Below are 23,333 nucleotides of genomic sequence, written 5' to 3' on the forward strand. Positions count from 1 at the left end.
TAAGGTTCCAGCATTTTAGAGAGAAGTTGCGATGAGTAATAAAATCATAAACCTAGGTTCAATCGAGATCGCTAACGATAAACCTTTCGTGTTGTTTGGTGGCATGAACGTGCTTGAGTCTCGCGATCTCGCTATGTCGATTGCTGAAACCTATGCCGAAGTGACGCAAAAACTGGGAATTCCCTATGTTTTCAAGGCGTCGTTCGACAAGGCTAACCGCTCTTCTGTTAACTCTTACCGTGGTCCTGGCATGGAAGAAGGCTTAAAGATTTTTGAAGAAATCAAAAAGACTTTCAATCTGCCATTAATCACCGATGTGCATGAGACTTACCAATGTGCGCCTGTCGCTGAAGTGGTTGATATTATTCAGTTGCCTGCTTTCTTAGCGCGCCAAACAGACCTCGTAGTCGCCATGGCGAAAACGGGCGCTATTATCAACGTGAAAAAGCCGCAGTTTTTAGCACCACACGAAATGCGCCATATCATCACTAAGTTTAACGAAGCCGGTAACGACGAGATTATCCTGTGTGAGCGTGGTTCATGCTTCGGTTACAACAACCTGGTAGTTGATATGCTGGGTATGGATGAGATGAAGCAATCCGGTTATCCGGTGATTTTCGATGCCACCCACGCATTGCAACGTCCCGGTGGTCGTGCCGATTCGGCGGGCGGCCGTCGTGCTCAAGCGACTGAATTAGCCCGCAGTGGCATGGCGTTAGGCTTAGCGGGTCTGTTTATTGAGGCCCACCCAGATCCAGATAACGCTAAATGTGATGGCCCATGTGCGCTGCCACTGCATCAGTTAGAAAACTATCTGAAGCAGATGAAGGCTATTGATGATTTGGTGAAATCCTTCGACCCGATTGATACCAGCAAATAAGCTTGGCTGAACCTTCTTAACTAAAAAGCCCCGAATCGTTCGGGGTTTTTTATTGGGTGAAATTTTCTCCATAGCGATATCAATACCTTGTGTTTATGATGTTGGCTCTAATTAACGCATAACCCATGTCAGAGTGCAGTCTGGCAGTAACAGGATGGCTCGGATGTGGATTTTCTTTACCTTGTTAGCCGCGTTTATGCAGGCGTGGCGCAATGCCTTTCAAAGCCAACTGAGTAAAGAGGTTAAGGTGGCGGGCGTCACCTTAGCGCGGTTTATTTGGTCTGGCCCGATTGCGGCCTTGTATCTTGGGCTGTTATATCTTTGGAACAATGTGGGATTACCACGTTTTACGGCGGAGTTTATCGGCTTTATTGTCGGTGCCTCCATGATGCAAATCCTTGCGACTGGCTTGATGGTTAAGTTGTTTCAACAACAAAATTTTGCCATTGGTGCCGGGCTGGCCAAGAGTGAGGCCATCGTTGCCGCAATATTAGGCACCTTCTTTTTTGGCACCCATTTATCGTTACTCGGTTGGGTAGGGGTAATTATAGGTGGCGTAGCTGTGTTTTTACTGAGCGCCAAACAAGGGCTTAGGCAGCAGTCCCTAAGTACAGTGCTACTCGGCATTGCTAGCGGTAGCGCCTTTGCATTGACCTCTCTATGGGTGAGGGAAGCAAGCCTGAGGTTAAATATCGGTTTTCCCCATAGCGCCGCATGGGTATTACTTTTGGTGATATGTCTACAAACCTTACTCCTAGTCAGTTATTTAGTATTGAAAGATAAAGAAACTTTAATCGCCCTGATGCGACGACCTAGGCTAACCTTACAAACGAGTACCGCCAGCTGCTTTGGCTCTATTGGTTGGTTTAGTGCCATGTCTTTGCAGGCCGTGCCCTATGTTAAAACCTTAGGGCAAGTGGAAATCTTCTTTATGATGTTGATTTCGGTATTTTGGTTAAAGGAAGGGGTAAAAATCAAAGAAGTACTTGGGTTAGTCTTGATTGCGTTTGCGGCAATACTCGTCATGTGGGAGTAACCCTTTAAGCTATTTATCGCACATAATTAATAGCCTGTTGGCTAGGGCGTGTTGACGTTTCGAGATTAGATTTTGTTCGTTCTGGCAAGCACGAGCTCGCGAAACGAGGAATGATGTGTCGTTATTCTACTCAAATGACGAGCGGCTCTTTTGACAGAAAGTAAGAGCAAGGGCTTGCCAGACGAACCCTTCGGGCAGCATTTGGCTGGCGTTTCTGCTGCGTTATCGTCCGTTTATGTAGAACACTACACTGCACGGACGTTGCCTTGCATTAAAACTAGCCAAATTGCTGCAAAAATAACCCTAAAACGCCAACACGCCCTAAGCACTATGTTGTTCTAAAGATAAGGATTTAGGATGCCTAATCGCATTAACAGTCTTTCGTCACTCTTACGGCTCTTGATTTCCCGTTATGATCTTTCCCGTAAGCATTTATTTATTATGCTATTTTTACCCATTATCTTAGCGATCGCTTCCAGTTATCTAATTACGGGTTACTTAGTAGGAAAAAAAGCGCGGGAAGTGGGGGAGTTTAATCTAGAGCGGTTAGAGAGTTTATTGAGTCAATCAAAGGATATTGGTCAATACGCTTTAACACTCAATGAGGGTGATTGCGGTCATCTTAATGAATACATGAGGTTTAAACCCTATTATCGGGGAGTGTTACTTTTTAACGATAAAAGATTTTATTGCTCATCCACTAATGGAGTGATCGATTTACCCCTTAACTCACTTTTACCTGAACCCAGCTTAAAAACCTTCGCTTATCATATCGTTCCTGAAACTCCTGCGCGTTTAGGCGTTCCCGCCATTATTGTTATTTTTAATAACAGTCACGGAGCGGGTGGTGCGATTGTTGTGATAGAAGGGCAGTATTTAATCGATAGTTTTATTCAGCCAGAAGTATTCCCTCGTCCTGTGCGGCATGTGGTGTTGGGATTGGGGGGAGCAACGTTACCCACGGTTCCACATTTTAGTGATGGCAAGGTGGTTGCTGTCCACGCGGATAATTCTGAATTAGTGATGTTGCTTGAAATTTCTCAAGCGTTTTTTTGGCACTTCTTCTGGATCTACTTTGGCCTGCTATTACCAGTGTTATTGATTTTCGCCTGGTTGCTTGGTTTACATATTTTGCGTAAAAACGGTCGATCTTCACTGGCCGATGACATAAAAAGTGGTATCGAGAACCAAGAGTTTTTCTTGGTATACCAACCCGTTGTAAGCAGTGAAGACGGTAAGGCCAAAGGCGTCGAGGCATTGGTGCGCTGGCAGCATCCGCAAATGGGTTTAGTGCGGCCCGATTTGTTTATTCCCATCGCCGAAGAAAGCCAACTAATCGTCCCGTTGACCAATTATATTTTTGAGCGCGCCTTGGCTGATTTTAGCCAATTGCAGTTAACCTCGGATTTCAGGATTGGCTTTAACGTGGCGCCGGAACATTTCATCCAAAGTGATATTGAAGCTAAGTTTCGTTACCTTAGGGATGCGTTTGCCGAAATCGGCGTGCAGCCGCTAATCGAAATCACCGAGCGGCAATTATTAACGGCGGATATGTGTGAGCGAATCACGGCGCTGCGTGAGCTGGGCATTCTTGTAGCCATTGATGATTTTGGCACTGGGCAAACAACCTTGTCGCTGCTGCAAACCTTTACCTTGGATTACCTTAAAATCGATAAATGCTTTATCGATACCATAGGCCGAGATGCTGTGACCTCCCATGTGCTCGATACCATCATCGAACTCTGTCATAAGATGAATTATGTGGCCGTGGCCGAAGGCGTGGAGACCCAAGAGCAGGCGGACTATTTAATCAGTCGTGATGTGCATTTTTTGCAGGGCTATTTATACGCTAAGCCGATGAAATTAAATGAACTGGAACTGTGGCTTAAGGAGCATAACTAGTTCATAACCGTCAGGGCAGACATGCCCCTGACGGTCAGTTTTGCGAGGCGAGTATTAGAGGCTGTAGCCTGTTTCTTCATGTTCGGAAAGATCGAGGCCATTCACTTCTTGCTCTATGTTAACGCGCAGTCCGCCAAGTATTTTGCCAACAACGATAAACAATAACCAAGTTACAATCGCGGTATAGGTGAACGTAGCGATAACGCCAATCGCTTGCGCCCCGAGTTGGTCGAGCATAGTGGGGTTAACACTGGCAAAACCATAACCGCTGAAGATCCCAAGCTGAGTCGAACTAAATACTCCCGCCAGCAAAGTACCGAGAATGCCGCCGACACCGTGTACTGGGAACACATCTAGCGAGTCGTCAATCTTAAGCTTTTGTTTAATGTAGACAGTTGAAAAGAAGCAAACCACACCGCCAAGAAAACCGATCACTAACGCGCCAGCAGGGCCGACATAACCCGATGCTGGGGTGATAGTGCCAAGGCCTGCCACCATGCCAGTGACGATACCGAGTGCACTGGCCTTACCGAATTTATACCACTCGATACCCGCCCAAGTAATGGCGCCCATCGACGCGGCTAAATGGGTTGCGAGTATCGCCATTGCCGCAGTGCCATTGGCGCCTAAGGCGCTGCCGCCATTAAAGCCAAACCAGCCCACCCACAGCATGCCCGCGCCTGTTACTGTCATGGTCAAGTTATGGGGCATAATGGCTGAGTTTAAAAATCCCTTACGCGGCCCTAACACTTTTGCCGCCACCAGTGCCGCCACCCCAGCGGTAATGTGTACGACTGTGCCGCCAGCAAAGTCATATAGCCCAAGTTCGGCCAACCAGCCGCCGCCCCACACCCAGTGGGTGATGGGGGCATAGACTAACAACAGCCAAGCGCTTGAAAACATCAGTACGGCGGAGAACTTCATTCGCTCGGCAAAGCCGCCAATAATCAGCGCAGGCGTGATAATGGCGAAGGTCATTTGGAATAGCATAAACAAAGGTTCGGGAATATCCCCACTGACACTGTCGCGACCAATGCTGGCTAAAAAGGCTTTGCCCAGCCCACCGATAAAACCGTTACCGGTATCGAAGGCGATGGAGTAACCCACAACAAACCACAGTACAGAGGCGATAGCAGCGATAGAAAAACACTGCATTAAAATCGATAGCACGTTTTTACTGCGCACCAGACCGCCGTAAAACAGCGCCAGTCCTGGGAGTGTCATTAATAGGACGAGGGCAGATGAGCTTAAAATCCATGCGGTATTGGCGCCGCTGATCTGCGCCTCATCGGCCAAAGCTGTGCCCGCAAAGCCGCTGGCGAGCAGAGCCAATAATGCCTGATAACCCAATTTTGAATAACGGGCGGTTGGCTGAGTGAACTTAGCGTGCTGGCCGTTTGGCGTATTCGTGCAGCGCTCGAGCTTAGCGTTAAGTGCGGCTGTCTGTTGGCTCATATTGCATCACTCCCTTCTTCCGAGGTGCGTACGCGGATCACTTGCTCGAGTGGGGTGACGAATACCTTGCCGTCACCGACTTTACCCGTGTGGGCGGCGGCAACAATGGCTTCGATGACCGCATCTTCTTGCTCGGAATGGATGGCGATTTCGAGCTTCATTTTGGGGAGAAAATCGACCGCATATTCGGCGCCGCGATACAGCTCTGTATGTCCCTTCTGGCGACCAAAGCCGCGCACTTCGGTCACTGTCATACCGTGGATGCCTAGTTGCGTCAGCGCTTCACGTACATCATCAATTTTGAAGGGTTTAATAATAGCGGTGATGAGTTTCAACTTTATTCTCCAACGAACTTCAGGCGTAAGTGGGATGAATAAAGCAGGAATCAGGCCATAACAATAATGTTTTTATTATCATTATGTTAACAACGTAGCGCACTCAAATAGACCGAATTTTTGCTGCAAAAGAGTGCAAAAACAGATGATTGCGCCCTGATTTGGGGCGCTTTCATGGTGCATTTAGCATCAAAATGCCAATTCGAGTGCATTTAACGATGCTGGAATATCAGCGAGTTTGATTTAGCTCGATTGATTGGGGTTAAATCCATTTAAAATCAAATAAATGTATTGATTAAGCTTGTGGTGTTATCGGCGACAGCTGTTTAATCGCTTGGCACATTTTGGCATTGGTGGCTGCACTTAAACCGTGCGCGCTGGCGCGGTCACAAATATAACCACTAATTTGTTCAATCTCGGTTGGTCTATGGTGTGCTACATCTTGGTGCATCGACGAGAAGTTCGCGGCCGTAAGTTCAATTACCCGATACACACGTTCCTCAAGCATTTGTCTATCCAGCGCTATGCCATCGTGGGCGGCCACCTCAACCAGTTCATCTAAGATACTGGCGATGGTTTGGGTAAATTGCGCCTGAGCCAATGTGCCATTGGGGCATTGATGCAGGGCGGTCAGGGGATTAATTGCAGCGTTTACTGCGAGTTTTTGCCAAAGACTCGGAATAATTGCCTCAACCCATTCACTGTTGGGGATAGCGTTTAGCAGGCCATCATGCAGTGATTTCGGTAATGCGGGACCGGTAAAGTGGCCAAACTGGGTTAAGCCTTGGCCAGTTTGTTTGACTTGCCAGCGGGACTGGCGCAACACGCCTTGGGAGGTAGTGCCTAGGCTTAAGCCGCGTCCCTGTAATTTGGGCGCCAGTGCCAAGTGTGGACCCATGCCATTATGCAATAACAGGATATGACACTGGGGCGAGAGTTTGTCGAGTAAAGGGCTAATGGCATCAATGACTTGATAAGCCTTGACGCACACAATTAGCAGCTTAACCTGCTGTAAGCCTGTGCTGTCTAAACTACATTTAGGTACTCGGTATGAGACTGAGTCGGCACTTGCATCCGTTGATGGCAGAGGGCAAAACACTAAGTCTTGCCAATTCGTCTCAGTGGTGGATGCAGAGGCCTCACGCGCTATCAAGCCTACGGCTAACCCCGCCGAATGCAGTTGATGGCAAATCAATTGTCCTACGGCGCCAGCACCTAAAATTGCAATATCGGTGACTTGAGACTCCACAGTCGATGATGCACCTTGGCCTAACATTATTCTTCCTTGAGTTGGGCGGCGCTAAAGTATTTTCGATAGGCCCAAAGACAGAAGTAAAACAAAGCGATACCGGCAAAGTCTGCTAACACGTCGCCCACAGAGGCGCTGCGGTAGGGTAAACGCGATTGCACTAGCTCAATCAAAATCGCGTAGGCGGCAAGTACCAGCGAGAGCCAATACCATTTAGGGCGAAAGGCGAGAAAGGTCAGATAAGAGAGGCAGAAGAAGCTCCCAAGATGGCCTACCTTATCGATATTGGGGATACTTTGCGAATAGGTTGGTCTGGAAAACACCAGATAACTGATCACGACAAAGGCTACGGCTAAAGCCAATTTGAATAGGGTGTTTTTAGTTATCACAAATACAATTTGATTATCTTAGTGTGACGCCATAATAGGAAAATGTGCCGCCAAAGTCATCCATAACCCGAGTTTTATCTTGCTTGGGTAAAGTTAACCTTCAACTTGGGGGAGGGAGTCGGTAAACTATGGGCATTTACAATCACCTAAGGGGCGGCAACTATGCCTTCATTTGATATTGTGTCTGAAGTGGATGAGGTTGAATTACGTAACGCGGTCGAAAACTCCCGCCGTGAACTCAGCAGCCGATTCGATTTTCGTGGTAAAGATGCCAGCATCGAATATAAAGATCATGTGGTGACTCTCACCGCGGAAGATGATTTCCAGTGCAAACAGTTGGTCGATATTCTGCGTACCCAATTGAGCAAACGTAATGTTGAGCCTTCGACTATGGATGTCGACGAAAAGTCGGTTCACAGCGGCAAAACCTTCTCCCTGAAAGTGCGCTTTAAGCAGGGCATTGAGACGGATATCGCCAAGAAAATCGTTAAGATGGTCAAAGATAGCAAGATTAAGGTGCAATCTCAGATCCAAGGCGACACAGTGCGTGTAACGGGGAAAGCCCGCGATGATTTACAAGCTGTGATGGCATTAGTGCGTCAAGCGGATCTGGGTCAGCCTTTCCAGTTCAATAACTTCCGCGATTAATCGCAAAACCTAGCCAGCATTTGATTCACCTTGAGTCTGTGCTGATAGATATTCAAAGGCCCTTCGCTATCAGCGAAGGGCTTTTTTATTGCTTAGGATTCGGCGTCGTCCTTGCTGCCATGGGGTACGTATTTATTCACTAAATGAATAAGCAGCAACACGGGGAAACCTATCACACTGGCGGCGACAAAGAAGTTCACATAGCCATAGGCATCAACATAGGCGCCCGAGAAGCCAGCAATAAACTTAGGGAAAAGCAACATAATCGAGGAGAGCAGCGCATATTGGGTTGCACTGTAACCGCTGCTGGTGAGGCTCGAGAGATAAGCGATAAAGGCGGCGGTGGCAATACCAGCACTAAAGTTATCGACCGAGATCGCAAAGGTTAAAAATTGGACGTTGTAACCAATCATCGCCTGCCAGGCAAACAGTAGATTGGTTACGGCGACCAAGAGGGCACCAAGGAATAAAATCTTCATGGTGCCGAAGCGGGCTAAAAGGATACCGCCGAAGGCTGCGCCAACTAAGGTCATGATAAGACCATAGATCTTACTCAGATAAGCAATTTCTTCTTTGCTAAATCCCATGTCCACGTAGAACACGTTGGCCATAATCCCCATCACAATGTCCGAAATGCGATAGCAGGAAATCAGCAATAAAATCAAAATAGCGCTGCGACCATAGCGTTTAAAAAAGTCGATAAAGGGCAGTATGCTGGCGGTATATATCCATGAGAGGCTCGCCGCAAGCGGCTTGGGGTAACGCTCGCTCAAGCGTTGTTTTACCGCTAATTCGGTTTCATCGGCGGCGCGAGTATCGACCTGTGGCTCGCGGCTAAAAAGCGTTGTTAATACCCCGACAAACATCAGCCCTGCCATCACTAAATAAGAGGTTTGCCAAGCGAGCAGGTTATATTCGGTATTGCCTGGTTCCACCCAAGCGGCGATGCTCAAGGCTCCAGCCGTCGCCACAATCATAGCGCTGCGATAGCCTACCTGATAGGCGGCGGCAAGCGCGGCCTGCATTTTTTCGGGGGCTGATTCGATACGAAAGGCGTCAATCACAATATCTTGGGTAGCGGATGCAAAGGCGACCATGAGGGCAAATACGGCCAAGCGTTCGAGATCTTGGAGTGGGTCGCTAAAGGACATGCCCAAAATGGCACCGACCAACAACAGCTGAGCAAACAGCATCCAACTGCGTCGCCGGCCTAAAAAGCGCGTCAGTATGGGCAGAGATAATCTGTCCACCAAGGGTGACCAGGCCCATTTGAAGGCATAGGCCAGGGCTATCCAACTGAAATATCCGATAGAAGTGCGGTCGACTCCCGCTTCCCGTAGCCAAAAAGACAAAGTTGAAAAGACCAGCATTAATGGCAGGCCGGCAGAAAAGCCGAGTAACAGCAGTATCAGCACGCGCTTATGGTAGTAAACGCTGAAGAATTCTAAGATGCGTCGATTTAAACCGATTACGAACATAAGCATGAGCCGAGGAGTCGAATCCGCCTAGCTTACGGGGAAGATGTGGTGGGATTCAAGGATTAATGCGTATCCTTTTGATGCTCGATGGGTTTCTGTCCGAAAGGGGAGGCAATAAAAAGACCCAGCAAGCTGAGTCTTTAGCGAGCGTATTGCTCAAGGTCGAATACCAATGCACCCCGAGGGCATTTGGCCTCCCAAACTAAGGAAGTCACAGCACGCATGTAACTGCTGACACAGGTACTGATTGCCGCGGATCATCCAGTCTGGCCACTTGTTAAAGCTATGGAGTAAATGCCAAAACACGGTTTCGGTTTCTGTTTGCGCTTCACTACTTGGAATGAGTAATTGCCATTCCTCGAGTGTGTCCCAAAGATAGAGCTGGACTTCATGGAAATCGAGCTCGTCACTCAAAAATGCTTTGCCATACATAGCAAGTTGGGGAGCTTTGTTATCAATAAATTCTGCAATAGTCACCCTAGCCTCCTTTCTCTAGCTTTTGGAGTATAGACGGAGAATTAGGGCTTTTGCTCAAATTTTTTTCAATTATTTTTTTGGTAGTAATTTAGCTGTTTTCAATATGATAGGTGTGACAGGCACATCGGGCCAATTCAGTTTAGCATTGGTAGTCGTTTCGACTACGGCCATAGCTTCCAGCACTTGTTTGCCCTCAATCACTTCACCAAATACGGCATAACCCCAACGACGTTTTGATGGGTCTAGCTTAGTATTGTCCGCCACGTTGAAATAGAACTGGCGGGTAGCCGAGTGGGGATCGTTGTCGCGCGCCATCGCAATCGTGCCCATGCTGTTAGATAGGCCGTTGCCAGACTCGTTAACAATAGGCTTACCCGCTGGAAGCTCTTCTAATTGTGGGTTTAGCCCGCCGCCTTGAACGACAAAGTCACTGATCACACGGTGGAAAATCGTATTGTTGTATTCGCCTTTGACCACATAGGTCAGGAAGTTATCGACAGTAATCGGTGCGCGGGTTCTATCGAGTTCGACCACAATCTTACCTAAGCTAGTTTCAAACTCGACTTGGGGATACAAGGTATCGGGTTGAATGTCGATTGCCGCCCAGCTGCTATAGCTGGCACAGAGAACTAAGAGTGCAGATATCCAACGAAACATTATGATTTCCTTATTAATTACCGATTAGCACTATTATTGTTTATTGTTGTAAGAACTGGTTTAACTCAGGGTCATTCAAAATTTCCCCAGTGAGTTGGCCGAGTAACTTGTTCATATCCAGCTCTAGAGTGGCAAAGTCTGGCGTTAACGGACCTTTTAAGGTGCCCTTGGCTTTATAGCGTTTGACCAATTCTTGACTGGAATTACGGGCTTGTACGGCAATCAGCACGCTGTGTTTGGCCTCATAACCGAAGGTCTTTTTGGTAACATCCATTTGCAGTTCTTCTAACTGAACTTGCACAGAGTTGGTCGCGCTAGGGTCAATCTGGTAGCCCGCTTGGGTAAAACCGTTACGGAACACTTCATCGAGCAATAATTTAGGTGGCTCACTCGGTCCGACAAGGCGAGTCTTAGTGCCTTCTTCCATAAAACGCGCCACGTACTCAACGTTACGGGTATCAATTGTATCTAATGAGATCTGTACGGGTCTGGTGGTCTGTTGGCTAATATCGGGAACCTGAGGGCTAAATGCCATATGAGTTGGATTTTGGCTCGCGCAGCCCACGAAGAGCAGGGGGAAAGTCAGCGTCAATAATAACTTTTTCATGGGGGATCTCATGCAAGTAAAAAGTGGCTACAGCATACCAGAAATCCCTTTTGTTGCCACAAGGTACTCGGGTTCAGTTTTTGTACAGGTGTAAAGCTTATGATGTGGAGACATTTAAACACTGAATTTAAACAATATGAAATACTTAACAATTAATACTTGGTTATTGTCGTTCGCACTGTTGGCGGGGTCTGTTGTCGGCAAGGCGCATGCCGGCGATTCTCCCCATCTGTTAGGTGGTAGCTTAGGTTATGGTACTCAAGAGTTTGAAACTAAGAGCGGTAAATATGATGCGGGTGATACTTTTACCAGCGACTTATATTATCGCTATATGCTCAATGAGCATTGGGGGCTGGAAGCGGGCTATTTAGCGGGGTCTGGTGGAGTAGTGAGTGCCCTTGTGAGTGCAATTAGTGATATTAAAGACCTAAGTTACCAAGGCGTAAGAACCACTGTTTACGGTGAGTATGCCTTGTCACGCGGTAATAGTCTGTATGCCAAACTCGGCGCAGCTTACACCAAAGTGAGTTATGAGATGGATAAGCAAGAGATGGATTCGGACGATGTGGGCTTCTATGGCGCTGTTGGTTGGCAATATCGTTTTCGCTCGGGCTTTGGCTTAAACCTCGAATATCAATATGTGCCAATGAAAGAACTGGAGCTGCAAGGGGTAAACTTTGGCATGAGTTATCGTTTCTAACGACTTAGGTTTGCGGAATTAGGTTTACGGAATCAGGTTTACTTAGTCATTCACTATCATTTAGCGGGTCAGTCTGTCTCAATTAAGCGCCTTCGGGCGCTTTTTTATGATCCACAGGTGGAATTAAACCGAGTTATCGCTGGCAACAAAATCACAACAATTTGAGCTTGCACTCTTTTAATGCAATGGGCGACAGGTTAGAGTAAAAATTCAACATTAAATAAGAGAGCATAAATGCTCCCTCAAGTGCAAAAGCAAAGGCGAGTTTATGTCTAGGATTATTACCCAAATCGCCCCTGACAGTTTAATCAATGCCAAAGGTCAGCCACATTTCGGCCATTTCGACGGTATAGTCAGTCGCTTAGGTTTAGCGGATTTTGCCTATTTCGATACTATGGATAAGCCCGCATCGGCTTGGGCAAAACGGTTTGACTATAAGCAGTTCCAGTTTATTTCCATTATTACACCGCGCTATATCCTTGGCATTGCTCTGGCGGATATCGCTTACCTTGGTAGTGGATTTTGTTATTTATACGATATTAAAAACAACAGGTTAACTCAGCAGGACTGGTTAAACCCCCTTGGGTTTGGTTACCGGATGACACCTTCACCAGCCAATGGCACGGCAACCATTGGCGGCAAAGGTAAGTGCATAACCTTTAAAATCCAAGAGGGGAATTGGCATTTAGTGATTGATACTAAAAGCATTCAAGCCGACTTAACCTTAGATGCTTTGCCTTTAAGTTTACCTATGGCCATGTGTAGTCCTACGGGGTACAACGGCTGGACCTATACCCAAAAGCACAATGGGTTATCGGTCAAAGGACAACTCACCATCGACCATGAACCGCAACCATTAAATTTTGCCCTCGCAGGCTATGATTTTTCCGCGGGCTTTATGCGCCGCGATACTAGCTGGCGTTGGGCATCCATCAATGGCCAAATAGATGAAGGAGTGATCGGATTAAATCTTGCTGCGGGCGTTAATGAAACCGGTGCCAATGAGAATGTGTTTTGGATCAATGGCGAGCGGCATTTACTCGGACCTGTCCAATTTGAGTTTGACCGCCATGGCCAGCATGGCACTGATCTCTGGCGCATTCACAGTCACGATGGCCGCGTCGATTTAGAGTTTACGGCGCGAAATTGCCGCAGCGAGAAACGTAATTTTATCCTGCTGAAGAGTAACTTCCGTCAATATCTTGGGCTTTTTAGCGGTTTTATCATTGACAATCAGGGACGTAAATTTCAACTGAACAATGTATTGGGATTAACCGAGGATCATTACGCCCGCTGGTAGGTTTGTGGCAGATTTACGATTTAATACAATAATAACAATAGGATAAAGGTATATGGATATCGCTGCGTTAACGAATCATCCCGAAGTACTGTTACTGGTACTTGCCCCACTGTTTTTTGTCTGCATTTTGCTGGAATGGTATTTCGGCGACAGAAGACAAAAACTGCCAGTGAGCGCCCGTTACTACACCAAGGAAGTGCTGTGTAATTTTAGTCTTGCCGCCATGCATCAAGGCGCGGATATCCTCGCAGGTTTGTTGATTGCTAAGTTGTATCTGGCGGTATTTGGTTGGAAATTATTCGATATTCAAATGGGGCCAGTGAGTTTTGTTTTGCTGATGATTGCCCAAGATTTTTGCTATTACTGGTTCCATCGTGCGAGCCATAGAGTGCGGTGGATGTGGGCGGCCCACGTGGTGCACCATAGCTCGGAGAATATGAATTTTAGCACCGCGTTTCGCCAGAGTTTGATGTATCCCTTTGCTGGTATGTGGGTGTTTTGGTTGCCGTTAGTGATATTAGGCTTCGACCCTAATTGGGTGGTTTTTGTGGTGCTGCTGAACTTGGGATTGCAGTTTTTTGTGCATACCCAAGCGGTGAAAAAACTAGGCCCATTGGAATGGCTGTTTAATACGCCTTCCCACCACAGGGTGCACCATGGGCGTAATCCGCAATATATCGATAAAAATTATGCTGGTATTTTAATCATTTGGGACAAACTCTTTGGTACCTTTGTACCTGAAGAGGGAACAGTAATTTACGGGATCACTAAACCCGTCAACAGTTTTAATCCACTCAAAGTGACCTTTAGCGAATGGCGCGATATGTTCAGCGAGGCGACGGCTCGAGGGCTGACGTTATTGGAGCGATTTAAAATACTCTTCGCGCCCCCAGCAAGCCAGCAAAAGGATGAATGATTTGGCTCAATACGCGAGCCTGTAGCCCTCAACGAGTGGTTCGCTCTTCATTAAATAGTGCAAATGGCTAATAGTAGCCATCACTTAGCCTTGGTAGCCTACTTTTCTTTTTTTGCAAATTAATCGCTGAAAAAATGTACAGAATCATGCTTTGGTGGTAATTTTTTGTACAAGAGATTCATCTTAGTAGGTTGCACATGGTTGATGAGCCGCATTTAACCATAGAGGAATTAGCTTGTTTTAGAGAGCTATTTTCCCCTAATCGCATAGCCCATAATGCCGAGGACGCTCATCCTGAGCCCTTGGTTAACCATGTATTAACGGTCAAAACTGATGTGCCACAGGCGCTAGCCTCGCTTTTGGGTAAGGCCAAGTTGACCCTGCTGGCCGAGGTCGGCCCTTATAAACTCTGGTTTCCCCTTGAGATGCGCCTTGATGATTTTGGTCAATTACAGCCCACTCTCGGGGTGCCTGAAGTGCTAGATGCTAAAGGGGCTGAACGGAGTTGGCGTTTGACTCAGCCTGAAGATGTATGGATCTTCGATCAAGATCAAGGCGAGCAATGGTCAGTGGTGTCTTTATCGAGTTCCGGGATGGCGATCCGGGCTAAATCACCACAACAGTTTGAGCGCTTAGTCGATAGCCAAGAATTGCAATTACAGTTGCCCGAGGGTGAAACCATGCGGGTTAAAATCGAGCCTATCCGCCATGAAGAAGGATTGGCGATTGTCAGGTTTCAGGCCGAAGCCGAAGAGCGAGAAGCCCTGCGTCAATTCCTTTTTAATCGCCATCGCAGTCAATATCCAAAGCTCTATGCCAGCTTGCGCGGATAAGTGAGTTCAGTGGCGCAATTCTGTTAGCTAAACTTCACTCAATTGTAAAAATTCTCTTCGCTATTAGGATCTTTGCCAAACAAGTGGCTTTTCCGAGATCCTAACCTGCCAATCTGCGGTGCTATGGATTAGAATAGCCTTGAATTCAAAAACATCAGAGCGAGCGGTATGCACGTACATATTTTAGGAATTTGTGGAACCTTCATGGGTGGTCTAGCACTCTTGGCTAGGGCAAAAGGGCACAGAGTGACAGGCTCTGATGCCAACGTCTATCCACCGATGAGTACGCAGCTTGAAGAGCAAGGTATTGAACTCATTCAAGGTTTTGACCCAAGCCAGTTAGGTGAAGCGGGCAGTTATCCCGATCTTGTGGTGATTGGTAATGCCATGAGCCGAGGTAATCCTTGCGTCGAAGCGGTATTAAACCTTGGGATCCCTTACACCTCTGGACCACAGTTTTTAGCCGATCATATTCTGCCTGAGCGTTGGGTGTTAGCCGTATCTGGCACCCATGGAAAAACTTCTACCTCAAGCATGCTGGCGTGGATCTTAGAGGATTGTGGTTATCAACCCGGTTTCTTGATTGGTGGCGTGCCACAAAACTTTGGCGTGTCGGCCCGTTTAGGGGAGTCGGCGTTTTTTGTGGTCGAAGCCGATGAGTACGACAGCGCCTTCTTCGATAAGCGTTCTAAATTTGTGCATTATCATCCCCATACGCTGGTGATTAATAACCTCGAATTTGACCATGCCGATATTTTTGCCGATTTAGCGGCGATCCAAAAACAGTTCCATCATCTGATCCGTACCGTGCCAGGGCAGGGCAAAGTGATTTGGCCTGCCGATTCCCACGCGGTTAAGCAAACCATTGATATGGGCTGCTGGAGCGAACAAGAGACTTTCCACACTGCTGAGGTGACTAAGGGCTGGCATGCAAAGGCTTTAAGTGATGATTGCCATGAGTTTGAGGTCTTCTTCGACGGTGAATCCCAAGGTGTGCTCGAATGGGCGCTGATTGGTCAGCACAATATCGAAAACGCGCTAATGGCCATCGCGGCCGCGCGCCATGTTGGGGTTAAACCGAGTGCCGCTATCGCGGCATTAACCCGCTTTGTACCGCCGAAACGTCGTCTAGAGCTGTTGGGTACAGTTCACGGTGTGAGCGTATACGATGATTTTGCTCACCATCCAACGGCGATTGCGACCACTATTAAGGGCATGCGTGCTAAGGTCGGTCAAAGCAAAATCACTATCGTATTAGAGCCGCGGTCGAACACGATGAAGAATGGGGTGCACAAAGACACACTGGCTCATTCCATGCTGCAAGCGGACGAAGCCTTTTTATATCAAGCCGATACTATCGATTGGAATATGAAAGAGGCGATGGAAGCGGCGGTGATCCCTGTGACTGTCCTGCATCAAATTGATGATGTTGTGGCTAAAGTCTCTGCCTCGGCAAAAGCGGGTGACACTATCGTGGTGATGAGTAACGGCGGCTTTGGCGGCTTACATAAGAAACTGTTGGCAGCGCTCGAAGTTAGCCCACAGTTTGTTCAGCAGGCGGACTAATATGGCCTATGCCAAATCAGAGAAAGCCATTAGCTTAGCTTGGACGGGAGCCTCGGGCGCACCCTATGGCTTGAAATTATTAGAATGTTTGCTGGTCTCTGGCTATCAAGTATTTCTAATGATCTCGAGCGCCGCACGTGTGGTGCTGGCCACTGAACATGGCCTGCAGCTCAGTGCTAATAGCGATAAAGCCAAGGCACAATTGCTCGATGTGCTAACAAAGAAGCAGATAACCTTATCTGGCGAGTTAGTGGTATTAGGCAAAGATGAGTGGTTTTCGCCGCCAGCTTCGGGCAGTGCCGCACCTAAACAAATGGTGATTTGCCCTTGCTCGACGGGGACACTGGCGGCTGTTGCCACCGGCATGAGCAATAATTTGCTCGAACGGGCGGCGGACGTGGTATTAAAAGAGCGCGGTCAGCTGATCCTAGTTCCGCGTGAAACTCCGTTTAATGCCATACACTTAGAACATATGCTAACCCTATCGCGCTTAGGCGTTACTATTATGCCTGCGGCGCCGGGCTTTTATCATAATCCCAAATCCGTAGAAGATCTGGTAGACTTCATGGTCGCTCGAATCCTCGATCATTTGGGCGTTGACCATGCATTAACGAGTCGCTGGGGCTATGACAAACACTCCCCCAATGACATCGACAATTGAGACTGATATGAAACACACCACCGAAGTGATGATCTCCGCCGAAGAGATCAGCCAAAAATTGGATCAAATGGCCGAGCAAATCAATGCCCACTATGCCAACAGCGAGCGTTTGCTGATGGTGGGATTGTTAAAAGGTTCAGTCGTATTTATGGCTGATCTGTGCCGCCGTATTAAAGGCCATGTTGAAATCGATTTTATGTCGGTTTCGAGCTATGGCAATGCCATGACCAGCTCACGGGATGTGAAAGTGCTGAAGGATGTGCAATCGGATATCGCAGGCCGCGACGTGCTGATTGTGGAAGACTTAATTGACTCAGGTAACACCTTAAACAAAGTGCGCGAAATGCTGTTATTGCGTGAGCCAAAGAGCTTAGCCCTGTGCACTCTTTTGGATAAACCCGAGCGCCGCGAAGTGGATGTTAAAGTCGACTTTATCGGTTTTACCATTCCAGACGAGTTTATTGTGGGTTACGGCATCGATTATGCTGAGCAATACCGCAATTTGCCTTATATCGCCAAAGTGGTACCGCTCGAATAAGCCCGATGTGTTATGACTCAAACTCCCGCCTAGGCGGGAGTTTTGTTTTGTGCTGTAAGCTGGCGACGCAAATGTTTTTGGGGTCACTTAACCGCGTTTGGTGATCTATTAGTTATATTTAATGAATTAATCTTTATCGATTCAATCAACTAGAGTCATACTTCGTTTTTATACAGCTTGGCGTATTGCATTTGCTGTTTTCGACACCATCTTATTGTTTTGTTCATTCTTTCAGGATCAGGTAGCACTATGGCCAATCATGCCCATGCTCTCGTAATCGAGGGGCTTAAAAAAACCTACAAAGGCGGCGTTGAGGCGGTAAAGGGGATTAGCCTTATCGTTGAACAGGGAGACTTTTTTGCTCTACTCGGCCCGAACGGCGCGGGTAAGTCGACTACCATTGGTATTATCAGCTCCTTGGTGCAGAAAACCTCAGGCTCTGTGCAGGTGTTTGATTTTGATATCGACAAGCAGCTTGAGGAAGCCAAGTTGTGCATCGGTTTAGTGCCACAGGAATTTAACTTCAACCAGTTTGAAACGGTACTGCAAATCGTCGTGAATCAGGCAGGTTATTATGGTGTGCCTAAGGCCGTGGCTCTTGAGAGAGCCCAAAAATACTTAAGCCAGCTGGATTTGTGGGATAAGCGCAACAGCCAATCTCGTACACTGTCAGGCGGGATGAAGCGGCGATTAATGATTGCGCGCGCCCTGATGCACGAACCTAAGTTACTGATCTTAGATGAGCCAACGGCAGGGGTCGATATTGAGCTGCGCCGCTCAATGTGGGAATTCCTCAAGCAAATCAACCAGCAGGGCGTGACTATCATTCTGACCACCCACTACCTTGAAGAAGCTGAAATGCTGTGCCGCAATATCGGCATTATCGATAAGGGTGTGCTGGTGGAGTGCACGAGCATGAAGGCCTTGCTGAGTAAGCTGAATCTCGAAACCTTTATCCTCGACCTGCGTCGTGACATCGATGTCGCTCCCGCACTCAATGGTATGGTGTGCCGTTTAACCGATCCGCATACCTTAGAGGTGGATGTGGCGAAGGATCACAATCTCAATGATGTGTTTACGCAACTAACCGCCGCTAAAGTAGAGGTTTTGTCGATGCGTAACAAATCCAATCGTTTAGAAGAACTCTTCGTCGAGTTAGTGAAGAAAACCCAAGGAGCTAAGGCATGAAACAGCTGTATTTTATCGCCTTCAAAAGCATATTAACTAAGGAAATCAATCGTTTTACCCGTATCTGGATCCAGACCTTAGTTCCGCCAGCAATCACTATGACCTTGTATTTTTTGATTTTTGGTAACTTAGTCGGTAGCCGCATTGGTGATATGGGTGGCGTATCTTATATGGAGTTTATAGCGCCAGGTCTAATCATGATGTCGGTGATTACTAACTCCTATTCGAATGTGGCAAGCTCTTTCTATAGCGCGAAATTTCAGCGTAATCTCGAGGAGTTAATGGTCGCGCCCGTACCTCACTATGTGATGATCGCAGGCTACGTGGGTGGCGGTGTCGCTCGCGGCTTATGTGTTGGGTTAATCGTCACGCTAGTCGCCATGTTCTTTGTCGACATCAGCTTGCACCATGCAGGCCTTGTGGTTATGACGGTATTTTTAACCTCAGTGCTGTTCTCCTTAGGGGGATTAATTAACGCGGTATTTGCTAAGAGTTTCGACGATATCAGCATCATCCCGACGTTTGTGCTCACGCCATTAACTTATCTTGGTGGCGTATTTTATTCTCTGTCGTTGCTGCCATCCTTTTGGCAAGGTGTGTCGGCACTGAACCCTGTGGTCTATATGATCAACGTCTTCCGTTACGGTTTCTTAGGTTTTGCCGATATCAGCATTCCACTTTCTATTAGCATTATGGTGGGCTTTTGTGTAGTGCTTTGGGGCGTTGCGTATTACCTCATATCGCGGGGAATAGGGCTGCGTTCGTAATTCGGTTTTCGTTGATATCATCGAGATCCCACACATCTACACAATAAAAAAGGGAGTCATATAGACTCCCTTTTGATTATTGATGAACTGCTTATTTCATACGACGACGCATTGCCGCCAGAGGTAATAACAATGCACTTAACCAACCCAGTGCACCGCCGGATGGGTTATCTAAAACTGTCACTTTTACAGTTCCAATGTCACTCTCAAGCTTTCCATCCGTTGCAATTACAGAGAAGGTTAACTCTTGAGGTCCATTTGGTGTAGTAAAGGTAATTTGGTTTCCACCATTTGTGAACGATACTGGCGTACCACTTGTTTGCACCCAGTTATAGGTTAATACGTCATTATCGGCATCTACGCCATTTGCCTTGATTGAAGTTGCTGTATTCTCAGTAATAACTATGTTTGTCGGGGCAACAGTTGGTTTAGTGTTATTAATCAACACTGTCACTTTGGCTGGTGCAGAGGCATTTCCCATCGTATCTAGAGCAATAACTTCAACTTCCATGGTTTTACTTTGTTGATTAATCACAGCATCGTCACTTAGACGAACAGTTCCATCTTTCTCAACGAGTACCATACTGCTGTTAGAGTTAGTTGTTACAAACTCAGAGAACGGACTGGTCAGCATATCTGGATCTGTGGCTTCAATCTGTCCTAATACAGTGCCGCCGGCAGTGCCTTTATTCACTGATAGGGTGACGTTTGCTACGGTTGGGGCTGAGTTGCCTTCATCAGTAGTATTGGCCACAACAGACATGGAGCCTGAGTCCGACAGGAACATAAAGCCTTTAGCGTTATCACCAACTTGCGCTTCTAAAATCGCACTTTCACCTGGTTTGAGCTCCGTGATTTCTTTGCCATCAGCATCAACTAGCATTGCCGATGTACCTGATCCATCCAGAACAAGCGATGCAACAACACTATCTTCATCACCAGAAGGTGTCGGAGCCCAATCACTGTCTTCGACACGGTAGCGAACTTTAATGGTTTTACCTAAGTCTGCTTCAGTTAAACCAATGTCTTCAAAACACACTTTGCTGGTTAGGAAATCATTACCTGTAACGTGGAAAACAGGTTCTAAAGTCCCTGATGAGGTGCCGTATTTAGCCACTAAACCATAGATGGATCTTGGATAGGCATCATTAAACCAGTTTAGGTTTGCGGTTGCTGCTGTATAGTCCCAAACACCGTCATTGTTTAGGTCATAGTCTACGTCATAACTGGCCACTAACGCATGAACGATAGGATCGCGCATTTGTAAGGTGTTATAGATGGCAATGCCAGTATCACATGAGCTACTAAGCAACAGTTCACTTGATGCATTTAACAAGTCATGGCGTTTAGATTCGTCGACAGGGCTTGTTGCGATCAATGGAGCTGTAAATGGATCGGTGATTGAGGTTGCACCAACGTTGGTTAGTGTACGAACTAAGCCGTCTTCAGTGACTTCAGTTTCGACTGAAATTGCCGCCGCTGCTTTAGGTAACACGTGGTATACCAAGTGGAGTGCTTTTGATTCACCATCCATGAACTCAATAGCACCATCATATTCTGATAGCGTCAGGGCTGCTGATGCATCTGCAGCTGTTCCGTCAAGCTCATATGATGAGGTTAGAGTCCATTCTGGTAACTTAGTCGGATCAATTGTCGCAGTAACATCAAAATCAACGGTTTGTCCGGCTGGGATTGTGATGCTAGCAGGTAACGCAAAGCTTAAGGCACCAGAGTCGATATCGTTTTGGAAACGTTGTTCGACTTTTAACGTATACGTTTTTTCAGCCGTAGAGAAGTTTTTAACTGTAACGGTTTTTGTGATTGATGTAGTTTTGTTAAGTGCCAATAAACCAAATGCTAATGCTGCTTGCTTGGTATCTTTGTTCCAAGCAGCCACAGGAAGATTAACGGCTTTTTCTACGTCAACTAAACCTGAACCGATATAGCTGATAGGTGCAAGCTCTGTATCTGGGTTGATTTCTTTAGGTTCCAGCGTTACGTCAAGGTTTGCCGCGTTCATTATCGTTGCTTTAACCTCAAACGCATTGCGATGCGGTAATGCTTCACGAATAATACTGACGGCACCTGCGGTAATTGGGCTAGAGAATGATGTGCCGCTGATCGGTGTTAACCCTTCACCTAATCCTGGGTGTGCAGTGAGGATATCAGTGCCGGGTGCGGTAATTTCTGGCTTTAACGTTCCGCCGATTGATGGCCCTCTCGACGTAAAGGTCGCAATGGCACCTGCGGTAGTGACTTCTGTTGATGTAATACTAAATGGAATATCTCCAGATGCGAGTGCAGCTTTAATTGCATCACCATCCTCTTTAGAAACCATCACTGATGGGATGGTGATATTGTCATCAGTTCCGCCCATAACAATTGCACCAGCATTGGCTGCGTTGTTGGCAACAATAACAAATGACGCTCCTTTTAACTGAGCATTCAGCACTTTAACTACGAATCCACAGGTTCCGCGGTCAATTAGCACTGTTTTGCCTGTTAAATCTTCAGTATAAGCCACACAGCCATTTTTATTGGCGGCAGGATAAACAATTGGTGCAACGGTATTTGTAAAGCTATAGGCATTAGATTTGTTAAATCCGGCACCAATTGCTGTGACTGTATTACCCGCAATGGATGCTTCCACTTTACCAACTTTGGTTGTTGGGTGAGTCATTGCACCAACAGAAAGTGCACTGTTTGTTGTACTTGGGCCGCCAACAACGAAAGGTGTTGGACCATCGTTACCAGCTGAGATCACAAGGTTTACACCTAGTTTGACCATTTCATTGATCATGGCTTGAACGGCGCCATCCTCAACATCACCAAAATCACCGCCTAACGACATGTTAACAGTGTCGACGCGATCGCTGATGTCTCCATCACCGTTTGGATCCATAGAGGCTTCAAGCGCGTTTAATTGAGCGATACCAGAACAGCCAGAGTTACATACTGAATATACTAGCAGCTCAACATCTGGAGCTGTTCCAACAACTGAATGGCTTACATGCGTACCATGATTGGTTGTAACATCAATTGGGTTTGGATCATTATTTACAAAGTCCCAACCTCCAATCACTTTGCCTTGTGGCCAGTTTGGCATTTCGCTTTTGGCAGCAACTGCAGCTTGATAGTCAGCCACTAGGCCTGAACCACCAAGTGCTTTATGAGTGTAGTCAACACCTGTATCGAGTACGGCAACTCGTTGACCTTTACCTGAGGCGATACCTGCATCAATCACTGCTTTGGCTTTGATGTATTCAGCGCTTGCGGCAACATCTAATTTGTAGTCATAGATTGGCAGAATAGCAGCTACTTCAGCGTTGTTAAGTAGGGATGCAATTTGCTTATGATTACCTTCCACAACAATCGAGTTTACTAATTTTGATGTTGTTGCAACGATTTTTAAATCAGCATCCATGCTGTTAATTGCATTTTTGACTTTGGTTTGAGAGCTTTCAATTTGGCTCATGACCAACTGTCGATTAAATCCCTTTGATTGGCTTTGTTCTGCAAGAGAAGGTGACTTTAGTTTTACCATCCAAGCTACAGCTTGCTTTTGCTCGTTGCTATCATTTTTGGTAACGCTTAAACCTGCATATTTATCAGTTGTTTGGTTGGTTGTATTGTACTGAGCTGGTGTGCCTGCGACTGCTGCACTTGATAATAGTGCCGCGGAGATAGCGATAGATAGTTTTGTCTTCACAACTTCATTCCTTGTCAATTAATGCTTTTAGTGCGGGAAAAG

At 46.8% G+C, this 23,333-nt stretch carries 23 protein-coding genes; 14 read left to right on the forward strand and 9 right to left on the reverse strand.

All coding sequences use genetic code 11. The features are described 5' to 3' along the window. The first annotated feature begins 31 nt into the window (after nucleotides 1-31). The 4 genes from kdsA to EYR25_RS02965 all read left to right on the forward strand — a co-directional run bounded on the left by kdsA (nucleotide 32) and on the right by EYR25_RS02965 (nucleotide 3,818). The gene (kdsA, locus tag EYR25_RS02950; protein WP_011625269.1) at nucleotides 32-880 is read left to right on the forward strand and encodes a 3-deoxy-8-phosphooctulonate synthase; all 849 of its coding nucleotides are present in this window, start codon (nucleotides 32-34) and stop codon (nucleotides 878-880) included. 163 nt (nucleotides 881-1,043) lie between these two features. Continuing rightward, nucleotides 1,044-1,916, forward strand: a complete 873-nt coding sequence (locus EYR25_RS02955) for a DMT family transporter (protein WP_133178491.1) — start codon at nucleotides 1,044-1,046, stop codon at nucleotides 1,914-1,916. A gap of 150 nt (nucleotides 1,917-2,066) precedes the next feature. Then, nucleotides 2,067-2,258, forward strand: coding sequence for a hypothetical protein (locus EYR25_RS02960; RefSeq protein ID WP_133178492.1), 192 nt, complete (start codon nucleotides 2,067-2,069; stop codon nucleotides 2,256-2,258). A 15-nt stretch (nucleotides 2,259-2,273) separates the two neighbouring features. Beyond that, nucleotides 2,274-3,818 (forward strand): EAL domain-containing protein, encoded by a 1,545-nt coding sequence (locus EYR25_RS02965; protein WP_133178493.1) that lies wholly within the window; start codon nucleotides 2,274-2,276, stop codon nucleotides 3,816-3,818. A gap of 54 nt (nucleotides 3,819-3,872) precedes the next feature. Here EYR25_RS02965 and EYR25_RS02970 read toward each other — a convergent pair whose 3' ends face one another. The 4 genes from EYR25_RS02970 to EYR25_RS02985 all read right to left on the reverse strand — a co-directional run bounded on the left by EYR25_RS02970 (nucleotide 3,873) and on the right by EYR25_RS02985 (nucleotide 7,246). Beyond that, entirely contained in the window at nucleotides 3,873-5,273 is a 1,401-nt protein-coding gene (locus tag EYR25_RS02970) for an ammonium transporter (protein WP_243729931.1), read from the reverse strand. Further along, nucleotides 5,270-5,608: a P-II family nitrogen regulator gene (locus tag EYR25_RS02975; protein WP_133178494.1), complete on the reverse strand. Its 339-nt coding sequence runs from the start codon at nucleotides 5,606-5,608 to the stop codon at nucleotides 5,270-5,272. The genes EYR25_RS02970 and EYR25_RS02975 overlap by 4 nt, the downstream gene beginning before the upstream one ends. Before the next feature lie 295 nt (nucleotides 5,609-5,903). After that, nucleotides 5,904-6,884 (reverse strand): ketopantoate reductase family protein, encoded by a 981-nt coding sequence (locus EYR25_RS02980; protein ID WP_133178495.1) that lies wholly within the window; start codon nucleotides 6,882-6,884, stop codon nucleotides 5,904-5,906. Beyond that, nucleotides 6,884-7,246 carry a VanZ family protein gene (locus EYR25_RS02985; protein ID WP_011623900.1) on the reverse strand — a complete coding sequence of 121 codons (363 nt, stop codon included), beginning with the start codon at nucleotides 7,244-7,246 and terminating at the stop codon, nucleotides 6,884-6,886. The genes EYR25_RS02980 and EYR25_RS02985 overlap by 1 nt, the downstream gene beginning before the upstream one ends. Before the next feature lie 162 nt (nucleotides 7,247-7,408). Between EYR25_RS02985 and EYR25_RS02990 the strand changes: the two genes are divergently transcribed. Then, nucleotides 7,409-7,894, forward strand: a complete 486-nt coding sequence (locus tag EYR25_RS02990) for a YajQ family cyclic di-GMP-binding protein (RefSeq protein ID WP_011623899.1) — start codon at nucleotides 7,409-7,411, stop codon at nucleotides 7,892-7,894. Nucleotides 7,895-7,986: 92 nt separating this feature from the next. Here the strand turns inward: EYR25_RS02990 and EYR25_RS02995 are convergent, their stop codons facing one another. From EYR25_RS02995 to EYR25_RS03010, 4 genes are all read right to left on the reverse strand, one after another. Further along, on the reverse strand, nucleotides 7,987-9,378 hold the full coding sequence (locus EYR25_RS02995) for an AmpG family muropeptide MFS transporter (protein WP_207953674.1): 1,392 nt from the start codon (nucleotides 9,376-9,378) through the stop codon (nucleotides 7,987-7,989). Between the two features lie 150 nt (nucleotides 9,379-9,528). Continuing rightward, the gene (locus EYR25_RS03000) at nucleotides 9,529-9,849 is read right to left on the reverse strand and encodes a hypothetical protein (protein ID WP_023268489.1); all 321 of its coding nucleotides are present in this window, start codon (nucleotides 9,847-9,849) and stop codon (nucleotides 9,529-9,531) included. Nucleotides 9,850-9,918: 69 nt separating this feature from the next. Further along, the gene (locus EYR25_RS03005) at nucleotides 9,919-10,506 is read right to left on the reverse strand and encodes a peptidylprolyl isomerase (RefSeq protein WP_023268488.1); all 588 of its coding nucleotides are present in this window, start codon (nucleotides 10,504-10,506) and stop codon (nucleotides 9,919-9,921) included. A 40-nt stretch (nucleotides 10,507-10,546) separates the two neighbouring features. Beyond that, nucleotides 10,547-11,113, reverse strand: a complete 567-nt coding sequence (locus EYR25_RS03010) for a YajG family lipoprotein (protein WP_133178497.1) — start codon at nucleotides 11,111-11,113, stop codon at nucleotides 10,547-10,549. A gap of 136 nt (nucleotides 11,114-11,249) precedes the next feature. On the opposite strand from EYR25_RS03010, the gene EYR25_RS03015 reads away from it, so the two are divergent. The 9 genes from EYR25_RS03015 to EYR25_RS03055 all read left to right on the forward strand — a co-directional run bounded on the left by EYR25_RS03015 (nucleotide 11,250) and on the right by EYR25_RS03055 (nucleotide 19,582). Next, complete coding sequence (locus tag EYR25_RS03015; protein ID WP_023268486.1) at nucleotides 11,250-11,813, forward strand: porin family protein; 564 nt, start codon at nucleotides 11,250-11,252, stop codon at nucleotides 11,811-11,813. 268 nt (nucleotides 11,814-12,081) lie between these two features. Further along, nucleotides 12,082-13,113 carry a DUF2804 domain-containing protein gene (locus EYR25_RS03020; RefSeq protein WP_133178498.1) on the forward strand — a complete coding sequence of 344 codons (1,032 nt, stop codon included), beginning with the start codon at nucleotides 12,082-12,084 and terminating at the stop codon, nucleotides 13,111-13,113. Between the two features lie 52 nt (nucleotides 13,114-13,165). Beyond that, a complete protein-coding gene (locus tag EYR25_RS03025; protein WP_133178499.1) occupies nucleotides 13,166-14,029 on the forward strand; it encodes a sterol desaturase family protein in 864 nt (287 codons plus the stop codon). A 197-nt stretch (nucleotides 14,030-14,226) separates the two neighbouring features. Further along, complete coding sequence (locus EYR25_RS03030; protein ID WP_023268483.1) at nucleotides 14,227-14,862, forward strand: hypothetical protein; 636 nt, start codon at nucleotides 14,227-14,229, stop codon at nucleotides 14,860-14,862. A 168-nt stretch (nucleotides 14,863-15,030) separates the two neighbouring features. Continuing rightward, the gene (gene mpl / locus EYR25_RS03035; RefSeq protein ID WP_133178500.1) at nucleotides 15,031-16,428 is read left to right on the forward strand and encodes a UDP-N-acetylmuramate:L-alanyl-gamma-D-glutamyl-meso-diaminopimelate ligase; all 1,398 of its coding nucleotides are present in this window, start codon (nucleotides 15,031-15,033) and stop codon (nucleotides 16,426-16,428) included. Between the two features lies 1 nt (nucleotide 16,429). Beyond that, the gene (locus EYR25_RS03040; protein ID WP_133178501.1) at nucleotides 16,430-17,089 is read left to right on the forward strand and encodes a flavin prenyltransferase UbiX; all 660 of its coding nucleotides are present in this window, start codon (nucleotides 16,430-16,432) and stop codon (nucleotides 17,087-17,089) included. A 7-nt stretch (nucleotides 17,090-17,096) separates the two neighbouring features. Beyond that, nucleotides 17,097-17,627, forward strand: coding sequence for a hypoxanthine phosphoribosyltransferase (gene hpt, locus EYR25_RS03045; protein WP_011623888.1), 531 nt, complete (start codon nucleotides 17,097-17,099; stop codon nucleotides 17,625-17,627). Nucleotides 17,628-17,876: 249 nt separating this feature from the next. Continuing rightward, nucleotides 17,877-18,815, forward strand: coding sequence for an ABC transporter ATP-binding protein (locus tag EYR25_RS03050; RefSeq protein ID WP_133178502.1), 939 nt, complete (start codon nucleotides 17,877-17,879; stop codon nucleotides 18,813-18,815). Beyond that, nucleotides 18,812-19,582, forward strand: coding sequence for an ABC transporter permease (locus EYR25_RS03055; protein ID WP_133178503.1), 771 nt, complete (start codon nucleotides 18,812-18,814; stop codon nucleotides 19,580-19,582). The genes EYR25_RS03050 and EYR25_RS03055 overlap by 4 nt, the downstream gene beginning before the upstream one ends. Before the next feature lie 91 nt (nucleotides 19,583-19,673). On the opposite strand, the gene EYR25_RS03060 is transcribed toward EYR25_RS03055, so the two are convergent. After that, nucleotides 19,674-23,291, reverse strand: a complete 3,618-nt coding sequence (locus tag EYR25_RS03060) for a S8 family serine peptidase (protein ID WP_133178504.1) — start codon at nucleotides 23,289-23,291, stop codon at nucleotides 19,674-19,676. Between the last annotated feature and the right edge of the window lie 42 nt (nucleotides 23,292-23,333).

The organism is Shewanella decolorationis, from assembly GCF_004354305.1.
Taxonomy (GTDB): domain Bacteria; phylum Pseudomonadota; class Gammaproteobacteria; order Enterobacterales; family Shewanellaceae; genus Shewanella; species Shewanella decolorationis.